The organism is Streptomyces sp. NBC_00104 (assembly GCF_045160825.1).
GTDB lineage: Bacteria > Actinomycetota > Actinomycetes > Streptomycetales > Streptomycetaceae > Streptomyces.
The window spans coordinates 5,948,790-5,970,620 of record NZ_CP108215.1; the positions used below are offsets into that span (position 1 = coordinate 5,948,790).

The following is a 21,831-nucleotide window of genomic DNA, read 5'->3' on the forward strand; positions in this document are numbered from 1 at the left end:
CATCATGGTCGAACGCAATCAGCCGTACACAGCCATCCTGTTCAAGTTCGGTGTCCTGGTCGGCCTGTTGTACATGCCGGTGCTCCTCTTCCACCTGGGCACCTGGTTCCCGTTCGCCGGAGCCAGCGGTTACCTGCTCTGGGAGCTCGGCCGCCTCCACCGGGCGTTCGGCGAACACACCGGCCCCGGGAACGAGCAGCGGTCCGAGCAGCGACGGGAGCCGACGACGAGCGCCCGCTGAGCGCTCAGCGGGCGGACGCCGACGGCGGTGCCGTACTCTGCGCCGGCGGCGGTGCCGTACTGCGCCGCCGTACGAGCCGGGTAGGCACGAGAGTCGTCCCGTGCTCCTCGCCCTCCCGCGCTTCTCCCCGCCCGTTCCCCTGCCCGTCCCCCCGCCCGTCCCCCCGCCCGTTCCCCTGCCCGTCCTCCGGTCCTTCTCCCGCGCCCTCCCGCATCTTGCGGAGCACCCCCTCCACACACAGCCGCCCCACCTCCGCGAAGTCCTGGTGGACGGTGGTCAGGGGCGGCAGGAAGGACGCGGCCTCGGGAATGTCGTCGAAGCCGACGACACTGACGTCCTCGGGGACCCGACGCCCGCGCTCGTTCAGGGCCCGCAACAACCCCAGCGCCATCTGGTCGTTCGCGACGAACACGGCCGTGCAGTCCGCCTCCTCGGCGATCCGCAGCCCGGCCCGGTACCCGGACTCGGCCGACCAGTCGCCCCGCACGAGGGGCGGCGCGTCCAGGACACCCGCCTCGGCGAGGGTGGCCCGCCACGCGTTCGCCCGCCGCTGCGCCGCGAACGAGTCCTCGGGCCCGCCCAGATGCCACACCGTCCCGTGCCCGAGGTCCAGCAGATGCCGTACGGCGTCCCGCGCGCCGCCCGCCTGGTCGGTGTCGACGACGGTGTACCGGTCCCCGGCGTCGGAGTCGGCGACCACGACCTGCACCCCGGGCGGCACGGACACGGTCGCCGCGTCGAGCAGATGGACCTCCATGATCACGATCACGGCGTCCACGGCCAGCTCACCGAGCCGCGAGAACGCCCCGTTCACCTCGTCCTGCGTCGGCACGGCGACGGGCAGCAGCGTGACGGCGTACCCCTCCCGCGCGGCGGACGTGGCGATCGCGTCGAGCGTACGTATGTTCCCCAGGGTGGAGAGGGAGAAGGTGATCACGCCGAGCGTCCGGAACTCCCCGCGCCGCAGCGCCCGCGCCGCGCTGTTGGGCCGGTACCCCAGCTCCCGCATCGCGGCGAGCACCTGCTGCCGGGTGTCCGCGTTGACCCCGGCGAACCCGTTGGACACCCGGGAGACGGTCTGGGAGGAGACCCCGGCGAGCCGCGCGACGTCACCCATGGAGGGCCCCTGCCGGGGCCGGGCGCTCCGTCTCCTCGTACGACCGTCGGTCGTGTCCACCTGATTCCCCCGACTCTTCCGAAATCTTCCGAACTCTTTCGACTCTTCCGGCTGCTCCGGCCCTCGCGACTCCCGCGCCGCTGCCGGAACGGCTCATCGATGTCTTACGAATCCTTGACCGCCGAGATTCGGACAGTGTAGACATCCGCTTCAGTGATGTTTACGTAAACATTCACTGAGACAAACCATATGAGAGCGCATCGAACCGCCTTAGAACGCGCCGCACCGCACCACGCTGAACCGCACAGCACCGCACCGCACCACGCTGAACGCCGACCCCGATCTCCGTGTCTCGCCGGGACGCGCACACGGAAGAGTTGGAGTACTCGAATGGCACACCGCACCCGTACGAGACGGCTCCTCGGGGCCATCGGCATCACGGCCCTGGCCACGGGAACCGCCATGGCCACGACCTCCCTGCCGATGGCGCACGCCGACCCGGCGGCCCCCGCCGCGGTGACGGTCCGCCCCGACCCCTCCTACAAGGGTCAGAGCTTCGAGGGCTGGGGCACCAGCCTGGTCTGGTTCGCCAACGCCACCGGCGACTACCCCAAGCCGATACGCGAGAAGCTCGCCAAGCTCCTCTTCGGCGAGGACGGCCTCAACCTCAACATCGCCCGCTACAACATCGGCGGCGGCAACGCCCCCGACGTCAAGGACTACCTGCGCGCCGGCGGCGCGGTGGAGGGCTGGTGGAAGGCCCCGGCGGGCACCACCCGCGAGGACGTCGACTGGTGGAGCGCCGACGACAAGAAGGACTGGAACAACAAGGCCGACGCCACCCAGCGCTGGTGGGTGGACCGCATCAAGAAGGACATCGACCGCTGGGAGACCTTCAGCAACTCCCCGCCGTGGTTCATGACGGAGAGCGGCTACGTCTCCGGCAACTTCGACGCGTCCAAGGACCAGTTGAAGGCCGACTCGGTCGACGCCTTCGCCCAGTACCTGGTCGGCGCCACCGAGCGCCTGGAGAAGGCCCACGGGATCAAGGTCGACACCCTCGACCCCTTCAACGAGCCCAACACCAACTACTGGGGCACCAAGCTCGGCGCCGACGGCCAGCCCACCGGAGGCCGCCAGGAGGGCGCCCACATCGGCCCCGAGCTCCAGCAGAAGGTCATCAAGGCGCTCGGCCCGACCCTGGCGAAGTCCCGTACGAAAGCGGAGATCTCCGCGATGGACGAGACCAACCCGGGCATCTTCGCCACGAACTGGAACTCCTACCCCCAGGAAGTCCGCGACCTCGTCGGCCAGATGAACGTCCACACCTACGGCACCAGCCAGCGCACCACGGTCCGCGACCTCGCCAAGGCCGCCGACAAGCCGCTGTGGATGAGCGAGGTCGAGGGCGACTGGGGCGACGGCCAGAGCTTCACCGACATGCGCCCCGGCCTGGGCCTCGCCCAGCGCATGGTCGACGACCTGCGCGAACTGGAGCCCCAGGCCTGGGTCTTCTGGCAGCCGGTCGAGGACTACGACAACATGAAGCCGGGAGGAGAGTCGGAGAAGGGCGGCAACTGGGGCTCCATCCAGCTCTCGTTCTCCTGCACCTCCGCGGACACCCTGAAGTCGTGCCCCATCTACACCAACACCAAGTTCGACACGGCACGTAACTTCACCCACTACATCAAGCCGGGCGACCGCCTCATCAAGACGAACGACACGTCGAGCACGGCCGCGGTGGCGAAGAAGGGCGACAAGGCGACGGTCGTCCACGTCAACAGCACCACGGAGTCCCGCGCGGTGACGGTGGACCTGTCCAAGTTCGGCAAGGTCTCGAAGAAGGCGACGGTCACCCCGGTGATCACGGACGCCGCCGGCAAGCTGATCCGCAAGAAGGCCGTCAAGGTCACGGGCAAGCAGGCCACGATCACGGTCCCGGCCCAGTCGGTGACGTCGTTCCTGGTCAAGGGCGTCTCGGGCGTGGCCAAGTCGCAGGCCGAACTCCAGGACAACCACACGTACACCCTGACGGGCGTCCAGAGCAGCAAGAACCTCTCCGTCGGCCCCGACGGCAAGAGCCTGGTCATCAAGACCCCGAGCACCGCGGCCGGCAACACCCAGCAGTGGACCCTGGACCGCATCGGCAAGGGCAAGACCGACAACCGCACGCGCTACGCCCTGACGGAGACGACGTCGCACAAGCGCCTGGCCATCCGCTTCGGCTCCCTGGTGGCCGAACGCGACACGGCCACCCGCGACGAGGCCGCCCAGTGGATCCTGTCCTCGACGGGCGACAGCACGTGGACCCTGGTGAACGTGGCCACCGGCGAACTCCCGGACGTCTACGGCCAGTCGACGACGGACGGCGCGGGAATCGGAGTCTGGACCCCGAACTCGGGCCTGAACCAGCGCTGGAAGCTGACGGACGTGACGGGTACGACGGCGACGAAGTCCGCGACGGATTCGTAACCGAGCCGACGGGAGGGACAGGTAACTCTCCTCGACAGAACAACAGACAACTTAACAACTGAGGCCCTACGGCCCACAGGAAGCCCCAGGCAGCGACCTGGGGCTTCCTCATGCCCGCGCCCTACAACTCCACACGCGATCCGTTGTCGTCGCCGCCCCGCCTCAGAACGACGTACACGGGCCGTAGCGGCAAGCGACGCAGGGCCGGTTCCATGACCTTGAAGAGAGCATCGGCATCCGGCCCATAGGCGAACACGACAGCCTCACCACCCCCGAACTCATTGCCGTCGACCTCGCCGACGCGGGCATCCTCGACCGCGGCGGCCATCACCCGCCCGGCTTCGTAGACCAACGCACGCTGGTCATCCGTCCCATAGCCCTCACCGGCCAGCCGAATGTGCACGACGACGGATTGCTCCTCCCCAAGACCTGCCATCCCGCGTCCGTCCCTTCTCTGCGGGGTGTCCAGGGAGCGTAGCCATCGTGTGAGCCTCAGCCGACGACAGTCAGCCACGATGGCGGGTGCGTCAACCGATCGGACGCGCGTGTGCCTCGGCTCCACCCCACCAGCCTCAGCCAAGTTGTCGGGTGTGTTTGGCCTGTCACCCGGAGGCTGGGCTGTCACACGGCTCCGGAGGCCACTTGAGTCCTGGACAACGGAGCAGGTCGCAGCCCTGGCCATGGCACAGGAGGGACGAGGCCACGGATAGTTCACGGCCGGGCCAGCACCGCTTTGGTTAGGAGCCGGGCCCGGCGTGCAGTTGGTTGTGCCAATCAAGGGATGCACCCCAGGGACGTTGAGGACGCCAGGGGCTTCCGCGTCGCTTGGCGTGGGTAGTCCAGAACTGCTACTCCTACTGCTCGGCTCGCCGAACGTAGAGCGCCGGAAGGGAAGCCGACGTGAAAGACTTCTTGCTGCTGATCGCGGGTGTCCCATTCGGTATTTTGGCGAGTTACAGTTACGAATTCTTTAAATCCAAAACGGACAGGATGTTCGACCCCATCGAGATGGAAGGTAAATGGGGAGAACTGGCCAGTATTCCAGGCGAGCAGCGGTGCAGCATGGGTGAGATTAGATTCGACAAGCGTCGAGGCATGTGGGCATTTGACGGAACTAACTATCACAATGACGGTAGGCCGTTCTGTCACTGGATCACCGAGGCCAGCTACTTAGACAAAACGACCCGGACATTTCATTACATTTTTTCTAGCACGCTGGTTGAATCAGGCGAGAAGGCGTATATCGGTTTCGGGATCGTCCGTTTCCGCCGAGAAGAGCGAGTTTGGTTGCCTGACCGAGGATTCTTCATCTCTGGCAATCAAGGGGAGCAGTATCGTACGCATAGCATGGTGCCGCTGGACACGATTCCTACGGACCGGGCTGCCATTCGAGACGTGTTTCGATCGCAGCTGGGTCTTGATCATGCGTGATCTGCCCCTGTGGTCTGGGGCTTGATACCTGGCGAGACACCCGGCACCTTGACTGCAGGGCATTGCGCGGCTGAACTCAACACGTAGCGCGATTGTGGCACGAACCTCGACCGAGGAAAGTCGGCTTCTGGCTCATCGTCGACCAGAGGAAGCCGCGACGGGTGGCCATCCAGTACTTTTTCGTTGAAATGTTGCAGGTGGTCGGAGTTCCAGAAACTTAAGATTTTCTGGTGTCCAGTACGTCGATAGAAGGATCGTTCGACGTGTACTAGCGGGACTCGGGTGACCCAGGCTCTGGCTCAGTCGGCTGCCGCGTTGCTTCGTGATGCGGGTCTACGCGGTCATAAGTACGCCATCGACGCCATGCTGTGCGCGACCGCTCTGCAGCAGCCGGGCCGGGTGACGATCCTGACTTCCGACGTCGAAGACGTTGGTCTGCTGACTGCGGAGCATCCGCGAGTGATGGCGGAGAAGGTCTGATTCCGTTGTGCCGGCGGGCGGTGGATTTCTTGCGCGGCCTGCGTTGAGCGTGGGGACTACTCGTTCACTCTGCGCCACGACTACACCCGGCAGGCCCGCTGAGGGGTCTGCCGGGCGTAGTCCGACGACCTACCTGTGCTGTGGGCGTGCTACGCGCGCCCCACGATGTGCGCAGCGCCGGGCGAGGCCTGAACCGGCTGGCGGCAGTCCGGTGCGGCTGGAGGCGGGGGTTCGCCGTCGAGGGCCCGGCACAGCGCGGCGTGCAGATGCTCGGCTTCGGCGAGGGTGAGGGGCAGCTCGGTGTCCGTGGAGTGGCCGTCAGTACGGGACAGGCGGAGCGGTACGGCGAGGCGGTTGTCGTCGGTGCGGCGTACCGGGCAGCCGGGCGGGCGCTCGATGGTCCAGTTCATGACGTCATCCCGCCCTTCCCGATGCGCGTGAGGCGGTACGTGCCCCACAGTTGCCGTCCGTTCTCGCAGCCGTCCTGGGCCTTGGGGATGCCCTTGCAGCCGAGGGTGCACTTGCGGGTGTGCTCGAACCACAGACGGTAGGCGCGCAGCATGGGGATCTCGGGGTGGGGTGTGGCGGGCCGGTCGTTCTGTACGGCGGTCATCGGCATGACTCCTCTGCCAACCGGGCCGCAGCCCGTGCGCGTTGGCGTACCACGGGCGGGAGTAGATAGGCGCCCACGAGGGTGCTGGTGATGTCTTCGGCGGTGATGGCGGGCACGTCGGTTGGTGGCCAGGGGCATGAGGCTCTGCGGCGCCGGGCGCCGGCGAGGATCGCGGCCCACAACTCGGGTGAGGGGTTGGGGAGGGAGGGTGCCAGGATCATCTTCAGAACCGCGGTCGTTTCCCGGGGTGTGCGCCAGTCTGGCGGGGACGGTCCGAAGAGGACCTTCCTCACCCACACAAGCGCCCGTGATGCACACTGCATTGTCGACCCATCGCAGTCGGCCGTGCCCCGGGAGGTTGCAGCCTCGCCGGGGTCTGGCGTTGATCGGTGCGGAGTCCACGGTCTCGCCCCCGTGAAGCGGGAGAAAAGGAAAGTTCGGGACGGGCAACTTCGCAGAAGCGGGAAACTTCTGTTTCACGGTGTGCTGTCGCGTCACTACGGTGGATTCGGTCACCGCAGGGGCGGAGGACTCATGTCGGCTCACCAACAGCCGAATCTCACGCTGCGACGGCTCATGGCCGAGTACGGGTTCACCAGGGAAGGTCTCGCGGAGGCCGTGAACGAGGCGGCCGAGCAGACCACCGGTGAGCCCGGCCATTGCAGCGCGCGCCTCGTCGGCTACTGGTTGAGCGGGCGGGTCTCCTGGCTGAGGGAACGCAGCCGTATCCCACGGGAGACGGTGTTCGGCCGTACCGCCGAAGAACTCGGTTTCCGGGCTCCCGCCCCTCGGGGAGAGGGCGTTACCGTGCGGAGGAGAACCCGCACCTCGCCCCAGGATGTGCCTGTGCGACGCCGTCAGTTCATCATCGGCCTGACCGGAAGCCTGCTTGCCCTGCCTCCGCTGCCGGAGTCGGGGCGGCTCGGTGTGAGCGACGTGGACCGTGTGCAGGCCGCCGCCGCGAGGCTTCACCAGATCGACGACCTGCACGGGGGAGCGCAGCTGTCGGACGTCGCAGCGCGGTACATCAAGTACGTCGAAGACGCTGCCCGTCGGTGTACGTACGGCGGGAACGTGGAGGCGCGTCTTCATCGGGCACTCGGTGAAATGGCCACCAGCGCCGGGTGGTTCGCGTTCGATGCGGGGCAGCAGGACAAGGCCCGTCGCCGGTGGGACGCAGGGTTGCGCTACGCGCTGCTGGGTCGGGACAAGCCGCTCCAGGCCCGGATCTGGTCGTCGATGTCGCACCAGGCATGGCAGTTGGGACACGGAGGCGAGGCTGTCTCGATCGCTCGCGCGGCGCTGGAGGAGACCCGGGGCCGCCGGGACGGGCAGCTCTCGTCGCTGCTGCATTCGAGGGTTGCCCAAGGACACGCTCTCCAGGGTGAGTCCGGCTGGTGTGCTCGGTCTCTGTTACGCGTGGAGAAGGAGTTCGACCGGGAGCCGGTCGAACCGCAGAGATGGCTGGCGTTCTACAGCGTCGGCGAGCTGTCAGCCACGGCGGCCCTGTGCTTCATGGACCTGCGGCAGTACGACAAGGCTGTCGGCGCTGCCCGCGAGTCCCTGTGCGCCGTGCAGTCGGGCCCGTTCCGCCGTAATCAGCTCGCCTCGCAGGTACGTCTTGGGCGCGCCCTGTCAGCGGCAGGCGAGTTGGAAGAGGCTGTGGCCGTCGGCAACGAGGCACTCGCGCTTCTGCCGGAGGTGCACAGTCCCCGGATCGGAGGACGCCTGAAGCAGCTGCGGGACGAACTGGTCGACCGGGTCGCACCCGACGCAATGGACTTTTCCGAACGATACGAGGCGGTGGCCACATGACCGTAGACCTGCTGACGACCAGCTACTACACCGGCGGGCGGCTGGACGAGATCCGGGGCACCCTCCTGGATGTCTACGCCGACGTGTACGCGGAGGACATCGCCGCCAACCCCTTCTTCTCCATCAAGCGCTTCGAGGAACGTCTGGAGGCCCATGTCTCAGCCGGCGGCTGGGGCTGTGTCGTCGCCGAGATCAGTGGTGAAGTGGCCGGCTTCACCTACGGATTCACGGCACGCGATGACGCGACGACGTTCAAGCTGTGCGAGAACATGCTCCGCGAGACGTGGCGCGGGCGCGGGATTTCGCGGGTCATGCACGACGAGTTGGTGAGTCAGCGGCGCGAAGAGCGCGCCGAACTGCTTGTACGCCGGGAGCGGCCGCGGTTGCGGGCCATGTACGAGACCTGGGGGTACGAGCAGGCGGGGGAGAAACTGCCGTTCCCTGACGCTCCGCTGTATGACGTCATGGTCCTCGCCCTGCACCGCAGCCCTGAGTGAGCCCCACCAGGCCCTTCCGCGCGCCTCTTCGGTTGAACCAATCTCCATGAGCCACCCGCCCACGAACATGTCGAGGCCTGCGCGAGTTTGCTCATGTCGAAGTATCGGCGCAGACCGGGGTGTCCGCCACCTATTCGATGCTGCGGTGGCTGCGGTGGCTGCGGTGGGTGTGCACGGTCACGTTCCGCGCGACGCGGGTCACCCTGGTGGCGTAGCCGGTTCGGTCTCTCGGACCGGTGAGCACCGTGGCGCGATTCGTCGGACGGACCTGTGCGTGGCGGGTCATGGGCGGGGGCCGGACGGGCGCCGTCGCGGGTGACGGGCCCACACGCGGCGACCCTTTCACTGGAATGTCGCCGACGAGAGGCCTGATTACGGGGACCGGCTTACCGTTGAGCCCATGTGTCAGGTCCAATGCCCGATAGCACAGTCGGGTACGCACCGTGAAGGGCGGCACAACCGGATGGATGACTACCTTCGACGGATCGCCGAGTGCAAGGTCGATACGCGTGAACTAAATCTGAGTCTTCAGCGCGATCCGAAGATCACCCTCACTGGCCTCGACGGAGTTGCCGAGACGTCGAAAGCGGAGAAGCCACAGCGGTATTCGGCCGTCCGGCGCGCGTCGCTGTACGACGCGATACGCGAGATGCACGGGTACGAATCGGCGGTCGGAGAGAGGAAGCGGCGGAATGACGGTGAGGGTCTCTTGCGCAAGCCGCGAGAAGGGTGAAGGCGACCGAGGCGGGGTCGTGGAAGCACGGCTCGATGAGAGTGGCTGCCGCTGAGCGGGAGTGGCTGTGATCAACACGGAGATGGGTGAGGGATCTGACCCGTACCCGGACGAGCCCAGAGGGCGGACCCTGGGGGACAAGTACTTCTCGGAGTTCGCGAGGCTGGTGCATGTGAGCCTGAGAAGCTTCTGGTGGGGGGAGCCACTGGGCGCCGTCCTGGGAGCCATGGGCGGTGCCTGGCTCGGCCATGACGACGACCTGCCGGTGGAGCCGGTGCTCGGAGTCGCCGCCTCCATGATCGGTGTCATCATCGGGGCTGTGTTCGCCGTACTGGCGATGATCACGAGAGCCTGTGACACGGCTTTCCTGAAGAAAGCGAAAAAGGCGCGCATCCTCCCCATGACCGACTACCTGTGGCCGTTCTTCACCATCGTGGCCATGGGTATTCTTGCCACGACTTCACTGCTGGTGCTGGCGGGAGTTTCGGAGGAAGCCCCGGATGAATTGCGCATGATCGCCGGGGCGTTGGCGGGATTCTTTGTTCTCTGGACGCTGGCCAGCCTCCCTCCCGCCCTGGGAGTTCTCATTGTATTCACGCGCCTCATCGAGAAAACCGCGAACATCGGCGATTGAGCGCAGCGGAAGGCAGCGGAAGGCAGTGGACGGCAGCGGAGGACAGCGGAGGACAACGGAGGACAGCGGAAGGCTCCCGGTGCGGCAGCGCGAACGGTGGCCGTACCGGGAGCCGTGTCCTCATGCGTTATTCGTCGACGTTCAGTTTCAGGTGGGTGTGAGGGCCGTGCAGGGTGATGTAGCCGTCACCGTAGGCGGAACGGTAGTGGCCGGTGCCGCCGATGATGCCGGTCTTGGCGGTCACCGGCTCGTGCGGCCTGTAGGTGATCATGTCGCTGAGGGTCAGCGTCCCCTTCTTCAGACGCAGTACACGCGTGCACTGTGTGGTCACTTCGCCGTCGGCCAACCGCACCGCGCTGCACTCCGCCTCGCCGTCACCGGCGTACGCGACCTTCCCCTTCCCCTTCCCCTTCGCCGTGTACAGATTCAGATGGGTCACCCAGCTGTCGCCGGTGTGGATGTGTTCGGGTGTCGTGTCCACCACGTTGACGCCGGTCAGCACGACCTTCTCGATGTCGTTGTCCTTGTCGGACTGCTCGGCCTGTGCGGTCGCGGCGGGCAGAAGGGCCAACGCGGTGGTGAGGGCGGCGACGACGGCGCCACGGGCAGCTGAATTGATCACGGGATCTCCAGGGGAACGACCGGCCTGTGAGGGGACGAGGGAGCGCGCTCGACGTCAGTCATCGACGTGGAGGTCGAAGTGGACCCAGTCGCGCTTCAGGGTGATGTAGCCCTCTCCCTCGGCGTCGTTGTAGATGCCGGTGCCGCCCGCGATGGCCGTCTTGGCGGTGATGGGCGAGTCGTCCACGCGGGTGATCACGTCGTGGAGGGTGATCTCCCCCTTCTTCAGACGCAGTACGCGCGTGCACTGGGTGGTCACCCGCTGATGAGTCGCCTCGACGGCGCTGCACCGCGCGCTGGCGTCCCCGGCGAACCGCTTCTTCGTGTCGTACAGATTCAGGTAGGTGACCCAGCTGTCGCCGGTCTCGACCAACCAGGGCTTCGTGTCGGTCGAGGGGACCCCCGTGAGCTGGACTCGCACGATGTCCTCGTCCCCGACATCCGCCGTCGCCAGGGCGGACGTGGACGGAAGGGTGAAGACGGCGGTCAGGGCGGCGGCGGTCACGGCGCGACGGACATGGGCAGCGGGCATGGATCCTCCCAGGGGTCGGACGGGGCGTGCCCCGGTTTCCGGAGCACAGACGGGTCATTTCATGCGACAAGATCCCGTTGATCAACGCACCTCGCGCGTGCGGAACCCACCTACACTCGTGCAGGTCAACGTGCCGCCTTCCATAGGGGTGGTGGCATCGGACAGCCGCTCCACGCCGTCCGACGGCGATTGGCGAGGGGGGAGTACGCCGTGACGACCATCGCGGTGACCGGGCACCTGGACCTGACCGAGGGCACCGTTCCGCTGGTTCGACTCGCCCTGGAGGAGCTGCTCGGGCCGTACGCCGGGGACGGGCGACTCGTCGGGGTCTCCTGTATCGCCAAGGGGGCCGACACCCTGTTCGCCGAGGTCGCCCTTGCACTCGGCGGGCGACTCATCGTCGTCACACCCTCCCGGGACTACCGGCGGAACATGGTCGAGCCCGAGCACGGAGCCGCCTACGACCGGCTCGTCGAGGCTGCCGAGGAGGTCGTCGTCCTTCCCTACGAGACCGCCGACCGGCATGCGTACGAGGCCGCGAACGCCGTACTCATCGAGCGCGCCGATCGTCTCGTCGCCGTATGGAACGGCGCACCGCCCACCGGCAAGGGCGGCGGCACCGCCGATGCCGTGCTCGGAGCGCGGGCGGCCGGTGTCCCCGTGGACGTGGTGTGGCCGGACGGGGCCGCTCGGCGGGGCTGAGGGTACGGGGAGAAGGGGTACGGGGAGAGGCGTGCGGGGGAGAGGGGTGCGGGGGAGAGCGGTCCCGGCCGGGTGCAGGTAGCTCCACCCCCGGTTCGGTAGGAGACCGCATGGTTCGGGGAACCCGGATGCGGGACCGTTGAGTTAGTAAGGATGCGGGACCGTTGAGGTAAGCGAGTCGGATTCCGGACGCGCAGGGTTCCCGGACGGAGGGAGATTCCCATGAAGTCGAAGCGGCCTCCAGCGAAGAGTGCGGGCGAGGTGCGGGACGAGGGCGGGTTCGCTCCGCTGCTTGCCGCGTGGGACCTGGCGCATCCCGCCCCCGTCGCCGACCCCGACTGGCGGCATCTGCTGGACGAGATGGCCCACCCCGGTACTACGCGAGCCTTCCACCGACTGGCCGAGGCCCGGGCTTCCCGGGCTTGAGGTCGGTCGCGCGCGGCTCGCGGCCAGGTCCCGTCCGGCCTCAGCCGGCGGTCGTTCCCGCCCGGCCTCAGCTGGCCGGCGCTCCCGTCCGGCCTCGGATGACCGTTCCCGTCCGGCCTCAGATGGCCGTCGTCGTGAGGACGACCAGCTGCCGCGTCGCCCGGGTCATCGCGACGTAGTGGTCCACCGCTCCCTCGATGCCCTCGCCGAGGTTCTCCGGGTCGATGAGGACCACCAGGTCGAATTCGAGGCCCTTCGACAGTTCGGGGGTCAGGGAGCGGACCCGGGGTGTCGGGCGGAAGGGCGCGGCGGAGCCCGGGGCGGAGATCACGCAGGCGATTCCGTCGGCGTCGGCGGCCAGCCAGGTGTCCAGGGTCGCGTCCAGGTCCGACGTCGAGCCGTGGACGACCGGGATGCCGCCGCTGCGGATGGAGGTGGGGACGTTCGCGTCGGGGAGCGCGGCTCGGATGACCGGTTCGGCCTCCGTCATGATCTCTTCCGGCGTGCGGTAGTTGATGGTCAGGGAAGACTGGGTGATCCGGTCCAGGCCCACCCGCTTCAGGCGTTCCTGCCAGGACTCCGTGAAACCGTGCCTGGCCTGGGCGCGGTCGCCGACGATCGTGAAGCTTCGGGACGGGCAGCGCTGCAGCAGCATCTGCCACTCCGCGTCCGTCAGCTCCTGCGCCTCGTCCACGACGACGTGGGCGAACGGGCCGGCCAGGAGGTCCGGGGCGAGGGCGGGCAGTTCGGCGTTGTCGACCAGGCTGACCTGGGCGTCCTCGCCGCGGAGCATCGTCACCAGACCCTCGCCGTCGTCGGCGTCGGCGCCTGAGTTGGACACCGCCTCGATCAGGTTGTCCACGACCTGGGTCATGCGCTCGCGCTGAGCGGCGAGGGTGGCCTCGTGCCGACGCTTGCGGCGGGCCGTCTCCGGGTCGCCGAGGCGTTGGCGGGCCGCGTCGAGGAGGGGGAGGTCGGACGTCGTCCAGGCCCGGGGGTCGTCACGCTGGAGGCGCTGGACTTCCTCGCGGCTCAGCCAGGGGGCGCACATGCGGAGGTACGCCGGTACGGTCCACAGGTCTCCGACCAGGTCCGCCGCCTCCAGGAGGGGCCAGGCACGGTTGAAGGTCGTGACGAGGTCCCTGTTCTGCAGGAGGGCCCTGCGCAGGAGGGCGGGGGAGACGGCGGTGTCGGCGTCCGGGTCGGGGTCGGCCTCGGCTTCGTGTTTGTCCGTCAGGATCGTGAGGAGTTCTTCCCAGACCTGGTGACGGGCCTCGTTGTGGGGCGTGCCGGGTTCCGCCGCGTCGAAGGCCGCGGTCCAGTCGTCGGGGCTCAGCCGGATGTCGGACCAGGGGGTCGTGACCGTCATGCCCTGGGTGGGGGGTTCCTCGTAGAAGCGGACGGCCTTCTCGATGCCGCCCACCAAGGCCGCGGACGACTTCAGGCGGGCCACCTCCGGGTCGGGCTCGACCCCGGCCCCTGCCCCCTCCGTGACCAGGTCGCGCAGGATGCACGTCTGTACGCCCTCCTCGCCGAGGCTGGGCAGGACGTCGGCGACGTAGGAGAGGTACGGGCGGTGGGGGCCCACGAAGAGGACGCCGCCCCGGCGGTGGCCCAGGCGGGGGTCGGAGTGGAGCAGATAGGCGGAGCGGTGGAGGGCCACGACGGTCTTGCCGGTGCCGGGGCCGCCGTCCACGACCAGGGCGCCCCGGGAGCTCGCGCGGATGATGGCGTCCTGGTCGGCCTGGATGGTGCCGAGGACGTCCCGCATGCGCTCCGACCTGGTGGTGCCCAGGCTGGCGATGAACGCGGACTGGTCGTCGAGGGCGGCGGCATGGTGGTCGGTGAGGCCGTCCAGTTCGTCGGGGGAGAAGACCTCGTCCCAGTAGTCGCTGATGCGGGCGTTGGTCCAGCGGTAGCGGCGGCGGCTCGTCAGGCCCATCGGGTTGGCGTGGGTGGCGCCGAAGAACGGCTCGGCCGCCGGGGAACGCCAGTCGATCAGCAGACGGCGGCCCGTCGCGCTGTCCGTGAGGCCCAGGCGGCCGACGTAGACGGGGTTCTCCGGATCGTCAGTGCTCACCATGTGGCCGAGGCACAGGTCCAGGCCGAAGCGGCGCAGGGTCCGCAGGCGGGCGGTCAGGCGGTGGATCTCCGTGTCCCGGTCCATCGCGTGCCGGCCCAGGCCGCCGGGGGCTCTGCGCGCGGCGTCGAGTTGGGCGGACACCTCGGCGATCGACTGTTCGAGGCACTGCGCGAGCGCCGTGAAGTGCCGCTGGTCGGCGGCGATCAGGGCCGGGTCGGCCTTGGCGGAGAGGCGGTCGGGGAGGTCGAACGCGCTGGTGGTGGTCGGGGGGTTCATGTCAATCGCTCCGAACGCTCCGAAGATGAGGTCGCTTGCGACCATCGGTCCCTGCTCGATGGTCCCTGCTCGATGGGTCCTGCTCGATGGGTTCTGCTCACGGGGTCCTGCTGGGTGGGACTCCTGGGTGGGACTCCTGGGTGGGACTGTTGGGTGGGGCTGGTCGGTGGGACCGTTGGCTGGGACTGCTGTGACGAGGGGGATCGATCCTTTCTCGACTCTCGACGGGCTCGCCTCGTTCACGCGGACACTTGCCGTCTATCCCGCCGCCTGTGTTGCCGCCTGTCCCGCCGCCTGTGCCGCCTGTGCCGGCTGCCGCCGTCCGTCCTGGCCGATCGTGTCAAGAAGCAGCTGCGCCGCCACCATCGCCCCGTCCGTCCGGACCATCCCGGCCACCTCGGCCGCCCGCGCTCGCGTCTCCGGGGCCAGAGCCACCTCCAGCGCCGCCGACAAGGACTCGTACGTCGGGGTCGGGCCGTCGTGCGCCGCGCCGATGCCGAGCGCGGCGACGCGGCCCGCGAAGTACGGCTGGTCCCCGCCCTGGGGCACCACCACCTGGGGCGCGCCCGCCCACGTCGCCGTGGTCGTCGTGCCCGAGCCGCCGTGGTGGATGACGGCGGCGACCCGGCGGAACAGCGCGTGATGGTTGGTCTCGCCTACGACGAAGCAGTCGTCCCGGTCGTCGACGAGAGCCAGCTCGGCCCAGCCCTGGGAGACGATCGCGCGGCGCCCCTGCGCACGGATGGCTTCGATGGACACCCGGGCGACACCCTCGGAGCCGCCGATGGCGATACTGCCGAAGCCGACGTACACCGGCGGCGTACCGCCATCCAGGAACGCCGTCAGCTCGGCCGGCAGCGGCCGTTCATCCGGCACGATCCACGTGCCGGTCTGTACGACGCCGTGGTCGGAGGACCCCTGCCGCGGGTCCGACGCCGGGTGGCCCGGTTCCTGCCGTAGGTCCGGGGTGGGGGCGGCCAGTTCCTGCTTCGGGTCCGATGCGGCGCCCGACGGTTCCTGCCGCAGGTTCGGGGCGAGGTCTCCCGGTTCCTGCCGGCCCGACGCGGGGCCCGACGGTTCCTGCCGACCCGACGAGGCGCCCGACCGTTCCTGCCACAGCCCCGACGCGGGGCCCGACGGCGCCTGCCACAGCCCCGACGCGGAGCCTGACGCAAAGCCCGACGCGGAGCCCGACGCGGAGCGCGCCCGCTCCCCCCACGGATCCAGCACCGGATCCGTCGCCAGCCACGGCCGGTCGGTGAAGACGTGGTCGCGCACATCCTTCACCGGCGGCAGCCCCACCGACGCCCGATGCGTGTTGATCACCTCGCCGAACAGGTCGTTCGCGCTCCAGGCGTCGAAATCCCACAGCGCCCGGTTGTCGCTCACGTCCGACGGCAACGGCCGCCCCGGCCGCTGCATGGGCGGATGGTGCGGCGACGGCAGGGAGACGGACTGGAAGCTGGCGTACACGTACGGGATGCCCAGTTTGTCGGCCACCGACCGGACGCAGGCCGCGGCCGGGAGCAGGCCCGTCGCCACCAGTACATCGCACCCCTCGGCCGCCTCGGCGACCGTGTCGAACTGCGCGAGCAGCTCGGCCGCGCGCCGGGGCACGCCGTCCGCGCCCGGTGGCGTCGCCGCGGTCATCAACGCGCGCACCGACCGGCCGAACGGCACCAGCGGTACGCCGACACCGGCCAGCCGCCGCGCGAACTCCTCGTCCGGCGGCGCGCACACCCGCACCTCCGCGCCGAGCTCGCGCAGTCGGACCGCGAGTCCCACCAGCGGCTCGACGCCCCCGCGCGAGTCGTAGTTCGCCAACAGCACACGCATGAAGCGCCCCGGTTTCCGTCGATACTGGCTCAGGCCGGAGATTCTGCGGCACGACGGGGGCCTTGCCGCAAGCCCCCCGGTGCGCTATACGTTGAGAGTGGCAAGGAGTGGTTTACCTCCTTGCCTTTCTTCTTGCCCTCTCCCGCTTCCTGCCTGACCGGCTCCCTCTTCCTGCCCGGCGGCCCGGCACCCGGAGGCGGTTCGGCGCCAGGTCGCCGGGGGCGCCGTATGTCACCCGGCGTTCACGTACTCGAATGAGTTTCAGGTCTCAGGGTGCTTTCCGGGGGTTATATCCCCCTTCCCTCACCCTCAGTTCATCCATGTGAACAGAATCTACGTCCCACTCTATTGACGTGCCCAGGTCACCCCCCGACACTCGCCCACAGGGAAAGCGCTTTCTGGATCGTTCTGGACCTCATCCCTGGAGACCGACGATGCAAACGACGCACGTGAGACCCGTCATGGCGACGGCGAGCGCAGGTCTGGTGGCAGGCCTGCTGGTCGCGTTGTCCGGTACGGCGGCGCAGGCCGCGACCACCCGGTACGAGGCCGAGGCGTCACCGGCCGTCTGCACGGGCACGATCGACTCCGACTGGGCCGGATTCTCGGGCAGCGGATTCTGCAACGGCACCAACGCCACAGGCGCGTACGCCCAGTTCACCGTGACCGCACCCGCATCGGGCACGGCGACACTGTCCGTCCGGTTCGCCAACGGCACCACCGGAGCGCGGGCCGCGAGCGTTCTCGTGAACGGTACGACGGCCGCGACGGCGTCCTTCGAGAGCACCGGCACCTGGGCGGGGTGGACCACCAAGACGCTGACCGTGCCGGTGACTTCGGGCAGCAACGTCATCCGGATCAACCCGACCTCGTCCACCGGTCTGCCCAACATCGACTACCTCGACGCGAACGTGCCCGACGGCACCACCACACCGCCGCCGTCCAGTTCCGCGCTGTACGTCTCGCCGACCGGGACGGACTCCGCGGCCGGTACGGTCTCGTCCCCCACCACCCTCACCTCGGCGATCAGCCGGATCGCCGCCGGCGGGACGATTTATCTGCGCGGCGGTACGTACGCCCAGGCCTCGACCGTCACCATCCCGGCCGGCAGCTCCGGGACCGCCTCCGCCCGGACGACCCTGTCCGCCTATCCGGGCGAGAAGCCGATCCTCAACTTCTCGGCCCAGAGCGAGAGTTCGTCGAACCGGGGGCTTCAGCTCAACGCCTCGTACTGGCATGTGTACGGGATCGTCGTCGAGCGTGCCGGGGACAACGGGATCTACGTCGGCGGCAGCGACAACGTCATCGAGCGGACCGTGACGCGGTTCAACCGGGACACGGGGCTGCAGTTGGGGCGGATGGCCTCCACCACACCCACCGCCGACTGGCCGTCGGACAACCTGATCCTGAGCGCCGAGTCGCACGACAACGCCGACTCCGACGGGGAGGACGCGGACGGGTTCGCGGCGAAGCTGACGACCGGGACCGGGAACGTGTTCCGGTACGCCGTGGCCCACAACAACATCGACGACGGCTGGGACCTCTACACCAAGCCGGACACCGGACCCATCGGACCGGTGACCATCGAGGACTCGCTCGCCTACGAGAACGGCACACTCACCGACGGTTCGCAGGCGGGGAACGGCGACCGCAACGGCTACAAGCTCGGCGGCGACGACATCGCCGTGAACCACGTCGTCCGGCGCAGCATCGCCTACGACAACGGCAAGCACGGTTTCACGTGGAACAGCAACCCGGGCACGATGGCGGTCTCCGGGAACGTGAGCATCGACAACACCGAGCGGAACTTCAACTTCGACGGCGGTACGTCGGTGTTCCGCGACAACACCTCGTGCCGCAGCGGCAGTGGTACGAACGACCGGATCATCGGCAGCTCCGACAGCTCCAACCAGTTCTGGTCCGGGTCGAACGGGTCCCGGTGCTCCTCGTACTCCGGCGGCCTCAACTGGTCGTTCGGCAGCGACGGCAGCCTCGACGTCACCTTCGGATGAGAAGCGGGTGACGTGGCGCCCCCGCCCGGGACGGTTCGCCGTTACGGGCGGGGGTTTTCGCCGACGCGCCGCCGCTCAGCCCTGCGGCTCGCTGATGTTGACCATCCAGGGGATGCCGAAGCGGTCCGTGCACATGCCGAAGACATCGCCCCACATCTGCTTGTCGAGGGGGACGGAGACGGTGCCGTCGGCGGAGAGCTGCTCCCAGTAGCCGCGCAGTTCGGTGTCGTCGTCGCCGCTGAGGCTGACGGAGAAGCTGCCGCCGGGGGTGTATTCCATGCCGGGCGGGGTGTCGGCGCCCATGAGGGTGAAGCCGCTGGGGGTTTCCAGCATGCCGTGCATGATCTTGTCGGATTCCGGGGTGCCGGGCTGGCCGAGATTGCCGAAGGTGTGCAGCGACAGCTCGCCGCCGAAGACCTCCTTGTAGAACTCCATCGCCTGCCGGGCGTCGCCGTCGAAGCTGAGGTAGGGGTTGAGTCGCGAGACCACGAGAACCTCCTGAAACTGCTGAAACTCCTGGAAAAGGAGCAAACGGTCAGTTGTCCGGAGCGTAGCCCTCGCCACTGACAACGGCATGCCGTGGTCGCCGTCATCCGCGGCGGACGGTGCGTCAAGTCTTCACAAAGTACCCATCGGTAGCGGGAGTCCCGACTGTTACTTTCACTTTCAAGATTTAGTGAAGCTCCCTGTACCCCCACGAACCTCCCCCACCGAGGCCCGCATGCCCAGCTCCCTGTCCTCCTCCTCACCCTCCCCCTCCACCTCCTCTGGTCTTCGCGCCGGCGGCCGGCACCGTAAGGCCAAGGCTCCGAACCCGGCGTTCCGGCGGGCGGCCGTGATCGCCGTGGTCGCCCCCGTCGCCGGGACGATCCTGGCCGGGACGTCCGCCTTCGCCGCCGACGAGACGACCGCGAAGGCCGGTGCCACCGAACTCGACGCCGCCGAGCAGAAGATCGCGGACAACCTGAACACACGCAGCCAGGACACCCGCCTCGGCAGCACGCTCAGCGGTGTCGTCATCGACGCCAAGTCCGACAAGGTGGTGTGGGGGCACGACGCGGACACCGCGCTGATGGCCGCGTCCAACACGAAGCTCGCCACCTCCACCGCCGCGCTGACGGTGCTCGGCCCGGACCACCGGCTCACCACGAAGGTCGTGTACGGCGACGGCACGCTGACCCTCGTCGGCGGCGGCGACCGCACCCTGACGACCGACGACCTCGACGCGCTCGCCAAGACCGCCGTCGCCGGGCTGCGGAACGCCGGGCTCACCTCGGTGAAGGTCCGCGTCGACGACAGCCTCTTCCCCGAGCCGACCCTCGCGAACGGCTGGAACACCGGCTACTACCCCGACTCCATCGCCCCCGTACGCGCGCTGGTCGTCGACTCCCACAACGTCGACGACACCTCCCTCGACGCGGGCGGCGTCTTCGCGGGGCTCCTCGCCGAGCGGGGTGTGACGGTCGACGGCGAGGTCACGCGCGGGGTCGTCGGCAACGCGGACGTGCCGGTCGCCTCGCACACGTCCGACAAACTGTCCACGATCGTCAAGCGGATGCTCAAGGTCAGCGACAACGACATCGCCGAGTCGCTGCTGCGGCTCACCGCCCTCGGCGCCGACCGCTCCGCCACCTTCGAGGACGGGACCGCCGTCGTACGCGACGTCCTCACCCGGTACGGCATCTCGCTCGACAACTTCGCGATGTACGACGGCAGCGGACTGTCCCGCGCGACCCGCATCCCGGCTCGGACCATCGCCGACATCGTCGACCTGGCCGCCGACCCCCGGTATGCCCAGACGCTGAAGTACATCATCGACGGGCTGCCCGTCTCGGGTGAGGCGGGCGCCACGCTGGGCCCGGAGTTCGGCCGCTTCGACACCGCCGACTCCCAGTGCGCCGTCGGCCAGGTCAAGGCCAAGACCGGCACCCTCACCGGCGCCGTCGCCCTCAGCGGCCTCACCAAGGCCCAGGACGGCCAGTGGAAGGTCTTCTCCTTCATCGAGAACGACTCCGCCGCCGGCCCGTCCGACATCAAGGACGCCCTGGACGGCCTCGCGGCCACGGTCAACGGCTGCTGGGCGTAGCACGCCCGCACCCGAAGGCTCACGGACGCCGGCAGTGGGGACGGCCGGCGTCCGTGGGGTACGGCGACGTCCGCGAGCGCCCAATCGTCCCGCACCGGTGCCGCCCGGCGTGAGCCGCCGAGAGGACGGGCATCCACAGCCTGTGGACGGCGCGACCGCGACGACCGGCCGGGTCTCGCACTCCACTCCGCCCGCTCCTCCGCCTGCCCCTCCGGCCGCGCGTGCGCCTGCCCGCGGCGGGGCTCAGCGGAACGGCCGGCGACAGCGGGAGAAGGGCCGCGACCAGCTGCCCGGCACGGCGGCCCACGACTCGCGAGCCGCCGCTGTCAGGGGCGAGCCCCCGCTGTCAGAGGCCGAACTCCTGCGGGGACAGGCCGAGGGTCGCGCACGCCTCGCGGAGGACTTGCTCCTCGCTCTGGGCGATGTAGCCGTCCGCGCCCGCCACCACGAAGCCGGTCTGGATGACCGCCCGGGCCTCCGTCGGCTTCTTCGCGGCCTTGGCGATCTCCTGCAGGGCCTCGGTCTTGCCCTGCTGGAAGTTGAACGACAGCTGGTCGACGTGCTTGTTGAAGCGCTGCCGCAGCTGGTCGGCCGGGAAGTTCTGCAGGACGTCGTTGTTCAGGATCAGCGACTCCACGTGCTGCCGCTCGTGCTGGTCCACGTTCCCGTCGGCGGCGGCGACCAGGGCGCACATGGCCATGCTGGCGTCCCGGTAGGCCCCGCTCTTCAGCTCCGTCTTGAGGGAAGTGAGCTGGGACTTGAGCGCGCTCACCAGTTGAGCCTTCGATCCGCCGGCGGACCGACCGGACCCCGAGGACCCGGTGGAGCCCATGGGCCCCGTGCCCGGCCGCCCGTGCGTGCTGCCGCCCCGCGCCGCCTGCGCCTGCTGCAGACCCTTGGCCTGGTCCTTGATCCGATCCCACATCGCCATGCGTGCCACCTCGGCTAGAGCCCGTGTCGTGCCGGTCGTTCCGGTCGTCCGCGTGCGTTCCGCACGTCCCCCCGTGAACGGCTGCCGCCCCCTCCAGAGTTCCGCGACCGGTGCGTCCGGTGCGTCCGGTGGGTGGGCCGGGTCGAGGACGGTCGTCAACACGTCCGGCGACGGCCGCGTAGCCATCATCCCGTGTGGACCGACCGTGGAGCGTGGGGAGTTGGGTTCGTGGCGGTGGTGGGGCCGTCGGGACAGGGAGTGGGGAAGTCGACGTTCCTCGATGGCGCGGGGCT

Annotated in this window: 21 protein-coding genes and 1 pseudogene; 12 read left to right on the top strand and 10 right to left on the bottom strand. The window is 68.7% G+C overall.

The features are described from left to right. The first annotated feature begins 4 nt into the window (after positions 1-4). Complete coding sequence (locus OG272_RS26160) at positions 5-241, top strand: hypothetical protein (protein ID WP_405895012.1); 237 nt, start codon at positions 5-7, stop codon at positions 239-241. A gap of 4 nt (positions 242-245) precedes the next feature. Here the strand turns inward: OG272_RS26160 and OG272_RS26165 are convergent, their stop codons facing one another. Further along, complete coding sequence (locus tag OG272_RS26165; RefSeq protein WP_327728643.1) at positions 246-1,358, bottom strand: LacI family DNA-binding transcriptional regulator; 1,113 nt, start codon at positions 1,356-1,358, stop codon at positions 246-248. A 390-nt stretch (positions 1,359-1,748) separates the two neighbouring features. On the opposite strand from OG272_RS26165, the gene OG272_RS26170 reads away from it, so the two are divergent. After that, a complete protein-coding gene (locus tag OG272_RS26170; protein WP_327728642.1) occupies positions 1,749-3,830 on the top strand; it encodes an RICIN domain-containing protein in 2,082 nt (693 codons plus the stop codon). Positions 3,831-3,951: 121 nt separating this feature from the next. Here OG272_RS26170 and OG272_RS26175 read toward each other — a convergent pair whose 3' ends face one another. Continuing rightward, entirely contained in the window at positions 3,952-4,233 is a 282-nt protein-coding gene (locus OG272_RS26175; RefSeq protein WP_327728641.1) for a hypothetical protein, read from the bottom strand. A gap of 497 nt (positions 4,234-4,730) precedes the next feature. On the opposite strand from OG272_RS26175, the gene OG272_RS26180 reads away from it, so the two are divergent. Together OG272_RS26180 and OG272_RS26185 are read left to right on the top strand one after the other, a co-directional pair. Next, positions 4,731-5,261, top strand: a complete 531-nt coding sequence (locus OG272_RS26180; RefSeq protein ID WP_327728640.1) for a hypothetical protein — start codon at positions 4,731-4,733, stop codon at positions 5,259-5,261. A 282-nt stretch (positions 5,262-5,543) separates the two neighbouring features. Beyond that, a pseudogene (locus OG272_RS26185) lies at positions 5,544-5,741 on the top strand (DNA-binding protein); the annotation flags it as partial. A gap of 149 nt (positions 5,742-5,890) precedes the next feature. Here OG272_RS26185 and OG272_RS26190 read toward each other — a convergent pair. Then, positions 5,891-6,151, bottom strand: coding sequence for a hypothetical protein (locus OG272_RS26190; protein WP_327728639.1), 261 nt, complete (start codon positions 6,149-6,151; stop codon positions 5,891-5,893). After that, a complete protein-coding gene (locus OG272_RS26195) occupies positions 6,148-6,354 on the bottom strand; it encodes a hypothetical protein (RefSeq protein WP_327728638.1) in 207 nt (68 codons plus the stop codon). The genes OG272_RS26190 and OG272_RS26195 overlap by 4 nt, the downstream gene beginning before the upstream one ends. Positions 6,355-6,930: 576 nt before the next feature. Between OG272_RS26195 and OG272_RS26200 the strand changes: the two genes are divergently transcribed. The 4 genes from OG272_RS26200 (at position 6,931) to OG272_RS26215 (ending at position 10,033) form a co-directional block, all read left to right on the top strand. After that, the gene (locus tag OG272_RS26200) at positions 6,931-8,169 is read left to right on the top strand and encodes a hypothetical protein (protein WP_405895015.1); all 1,239 of its coding nucleotides are present in this window, start codon (positions 6,931-6,933) and stop codon (positions 8,167-8,169) included. Next, positions 8,166-8,666 carry a GNAT family N-acetyltransferase gene (locus tag OG272_RS26205; RefSeq protein ID WP_328223654.1) on the top strand — a complete coding sequence of 167 codons (501 nt, stop codon included), beginning with the start codon at positions 8,166-8,168 and terminating at the stop codon, positions 8,664-8,666. The genes OG272_RS26200 and OG272_RS26205 overlap by 4 nt, the downstream gene beginning before the upstream one ends. A 463-nt stretch (positions 8,667-9,129) precedes the next feature. Continuing rightward, positions 9,130-9,399 carry a hypothetical protein gene (locus OG272_RS26210; protein ID WP_327728635.1) on the top strand — a complete coding sequence of 90 codons (270 nt, stop codon included), beginning with the start codon at positions 9,130-9,132 and terminating at the stop codon, positions 9,397-9,399. 67 nt (positions 9,400-9,466) lie between these two features. Next, positions 9,467-10,033: a hypothetical protein gene (locus OG272_RS26215; RefSeq protein ID WP_326580200.1), complete on the top strand. Its 567-nt coding sequence runs from the start codon at positions 9,467-9,469 to the stop codon at positions 10,031-10,033. 127 nt (positions 10,034-10,160) lie between these two features. Here the strand turns inward: OG272_RS26215 and OG272_RS26220 are convergent, their stop codons facing one another. Beyond that, positions 10,161-10,655, bottom strand: coding sequence for a hypothetical protein (locus OG272_RS26220; RefSeq protein WP_328223655.1), 495 nt, complete (start codon positions 10,653-10,655; stop codon positions 10,161-10,163). Positions 10,656-10,709: 54 nt separating this feature from the next. Further along, on the bottom strand, positions 10,710-11,186 hold the full coding sequence (locus OG272_RS26225) for a hypothetical protein (protein WP_327728632.1): 477 nt from the start codon (positions 11,184-11,186) through the stop codon (positions 10,710-10,712). A 210-nt stretch (positions 11,187-11,396) separates the two neighbouring features. Here OG272_RS26225 and OG272_RS26230 point away from each other — a divergent pair, with 210 nt between their 5' ends. Beyond that, a complete protein-coding gene (locus OG272_RS26230; RefSeq protein ID WP_327728631.1) occupies positions 11,397-11,888 on the top strand; it encodes a hypothetical protein in 492 nt (163 codons plus the stop codon). 222 nt (positions 11,889-12,110) lie between these two features. Continuing rightward, positions 12,111-12,314, top strand: a complete 204-nt coding sequence (locus OG272_RS26235) for a hypothetical protein (protein WP_327728630.1) — start codon at positions 12,111-12,113, stop codon at positions 12,312-12,314. A 118-nt stretch (positions 12,315-12,432) separates the two neighbouring features. Here OG272_RS26235 and helR read toward each other — a convergent pair whose 3' ends face one another. Together helR and OG272_RS26245 are read right to left on the bottom strand one after the other, a co-directional pair. Beyond that, complete coding sequence (gene helR / locus OG272_RS26240; RefSeq protein ID WP_405895016.1) at positions 12,433-14,673, bottom strand: RNA polymerase recycling motor ATPase HelR; 2,241 nt, start codon at positions 14,671-14,673, stop codon at positions 12,433-12,435. Positions 14,674-14,931: 258 nt separating this feature from the next. Further along, positions 14,932-16,509, bottom strand: a complete 1,578-nt coding sequence (locus tag OG272_RS26245; RefSeq protein WP_405895018.1) for a glycosyltransferase — start codon at positions 16,507-16,509, stop codon at positions 14,932-14,934. A 434-nt stretch (positions 16,510-16,943) separates the two neighbouring features. On the opposite strand from OG272_RS26245, the gene OG272_RS26250 reads away from it, so the two are divergent. After that, complete coding sequence (locus OG272_RS26250; protein WP_327728627.1) at positions 16,944-18,521, top strand: carbohydrate-binding protein; 1,578 nt, start codon at positions 16,944-16,946, stop codon at positions 18,519-18,521. A gap of 75 nt (positions 18,522-18,596) precedes the next feature. Here OG272_RS26250 and OG272_RS26255 read toward each other — a convergent pair whose 3' ends face one another. Then, positions 18,597-19,010 (bottom strand): VOC family protein, encoded by a 414-nt coding sequence (locus tag OG272_RS26255; protein ID WP_326580186.1) that lies wholly within the window; start codon positions 19,008-19,010, stop codon positions 18,597-18,599. A 232-nt stretch (positions 19,011-19,242) separates the two neighbouring features. Here OG272_RS26255 and dacB point away from each other — a divergent pair, with 232 nt between their 5' ends. Then, complete coding sequence (gene dacB, locus OG272_RS26260; RefSeq protein WP_405895020.1) at positions 19,243-20,607, top strand: D-alanyl-D-alanine carboxypeptidase/D-alanyl-D-alanine-endopeptidase; 1,365 nt, start codon at positions 19,243-19,245, stop codon at positions 20,605-20,607. 346 nt (positions 20,608-20,953) lie between these two features. On the opposite strand, the gene OG272_RS26265 is transcribed toward dacB, so the two are convergent. After that, positions 20,954-21,538 (bottom strand): TerB family tellurite resistance protein, encoded by a 585-nt coding sequence (locus OG272_RS26265; RefSeq protein WP_327728625.1) that lies wholly within the window; start codon positions 21,536-21,538, stop codon positions 20,954-20,956. Between the last annotated feature and the right edge of the window lie 293 nt (positions 21,539-21,831).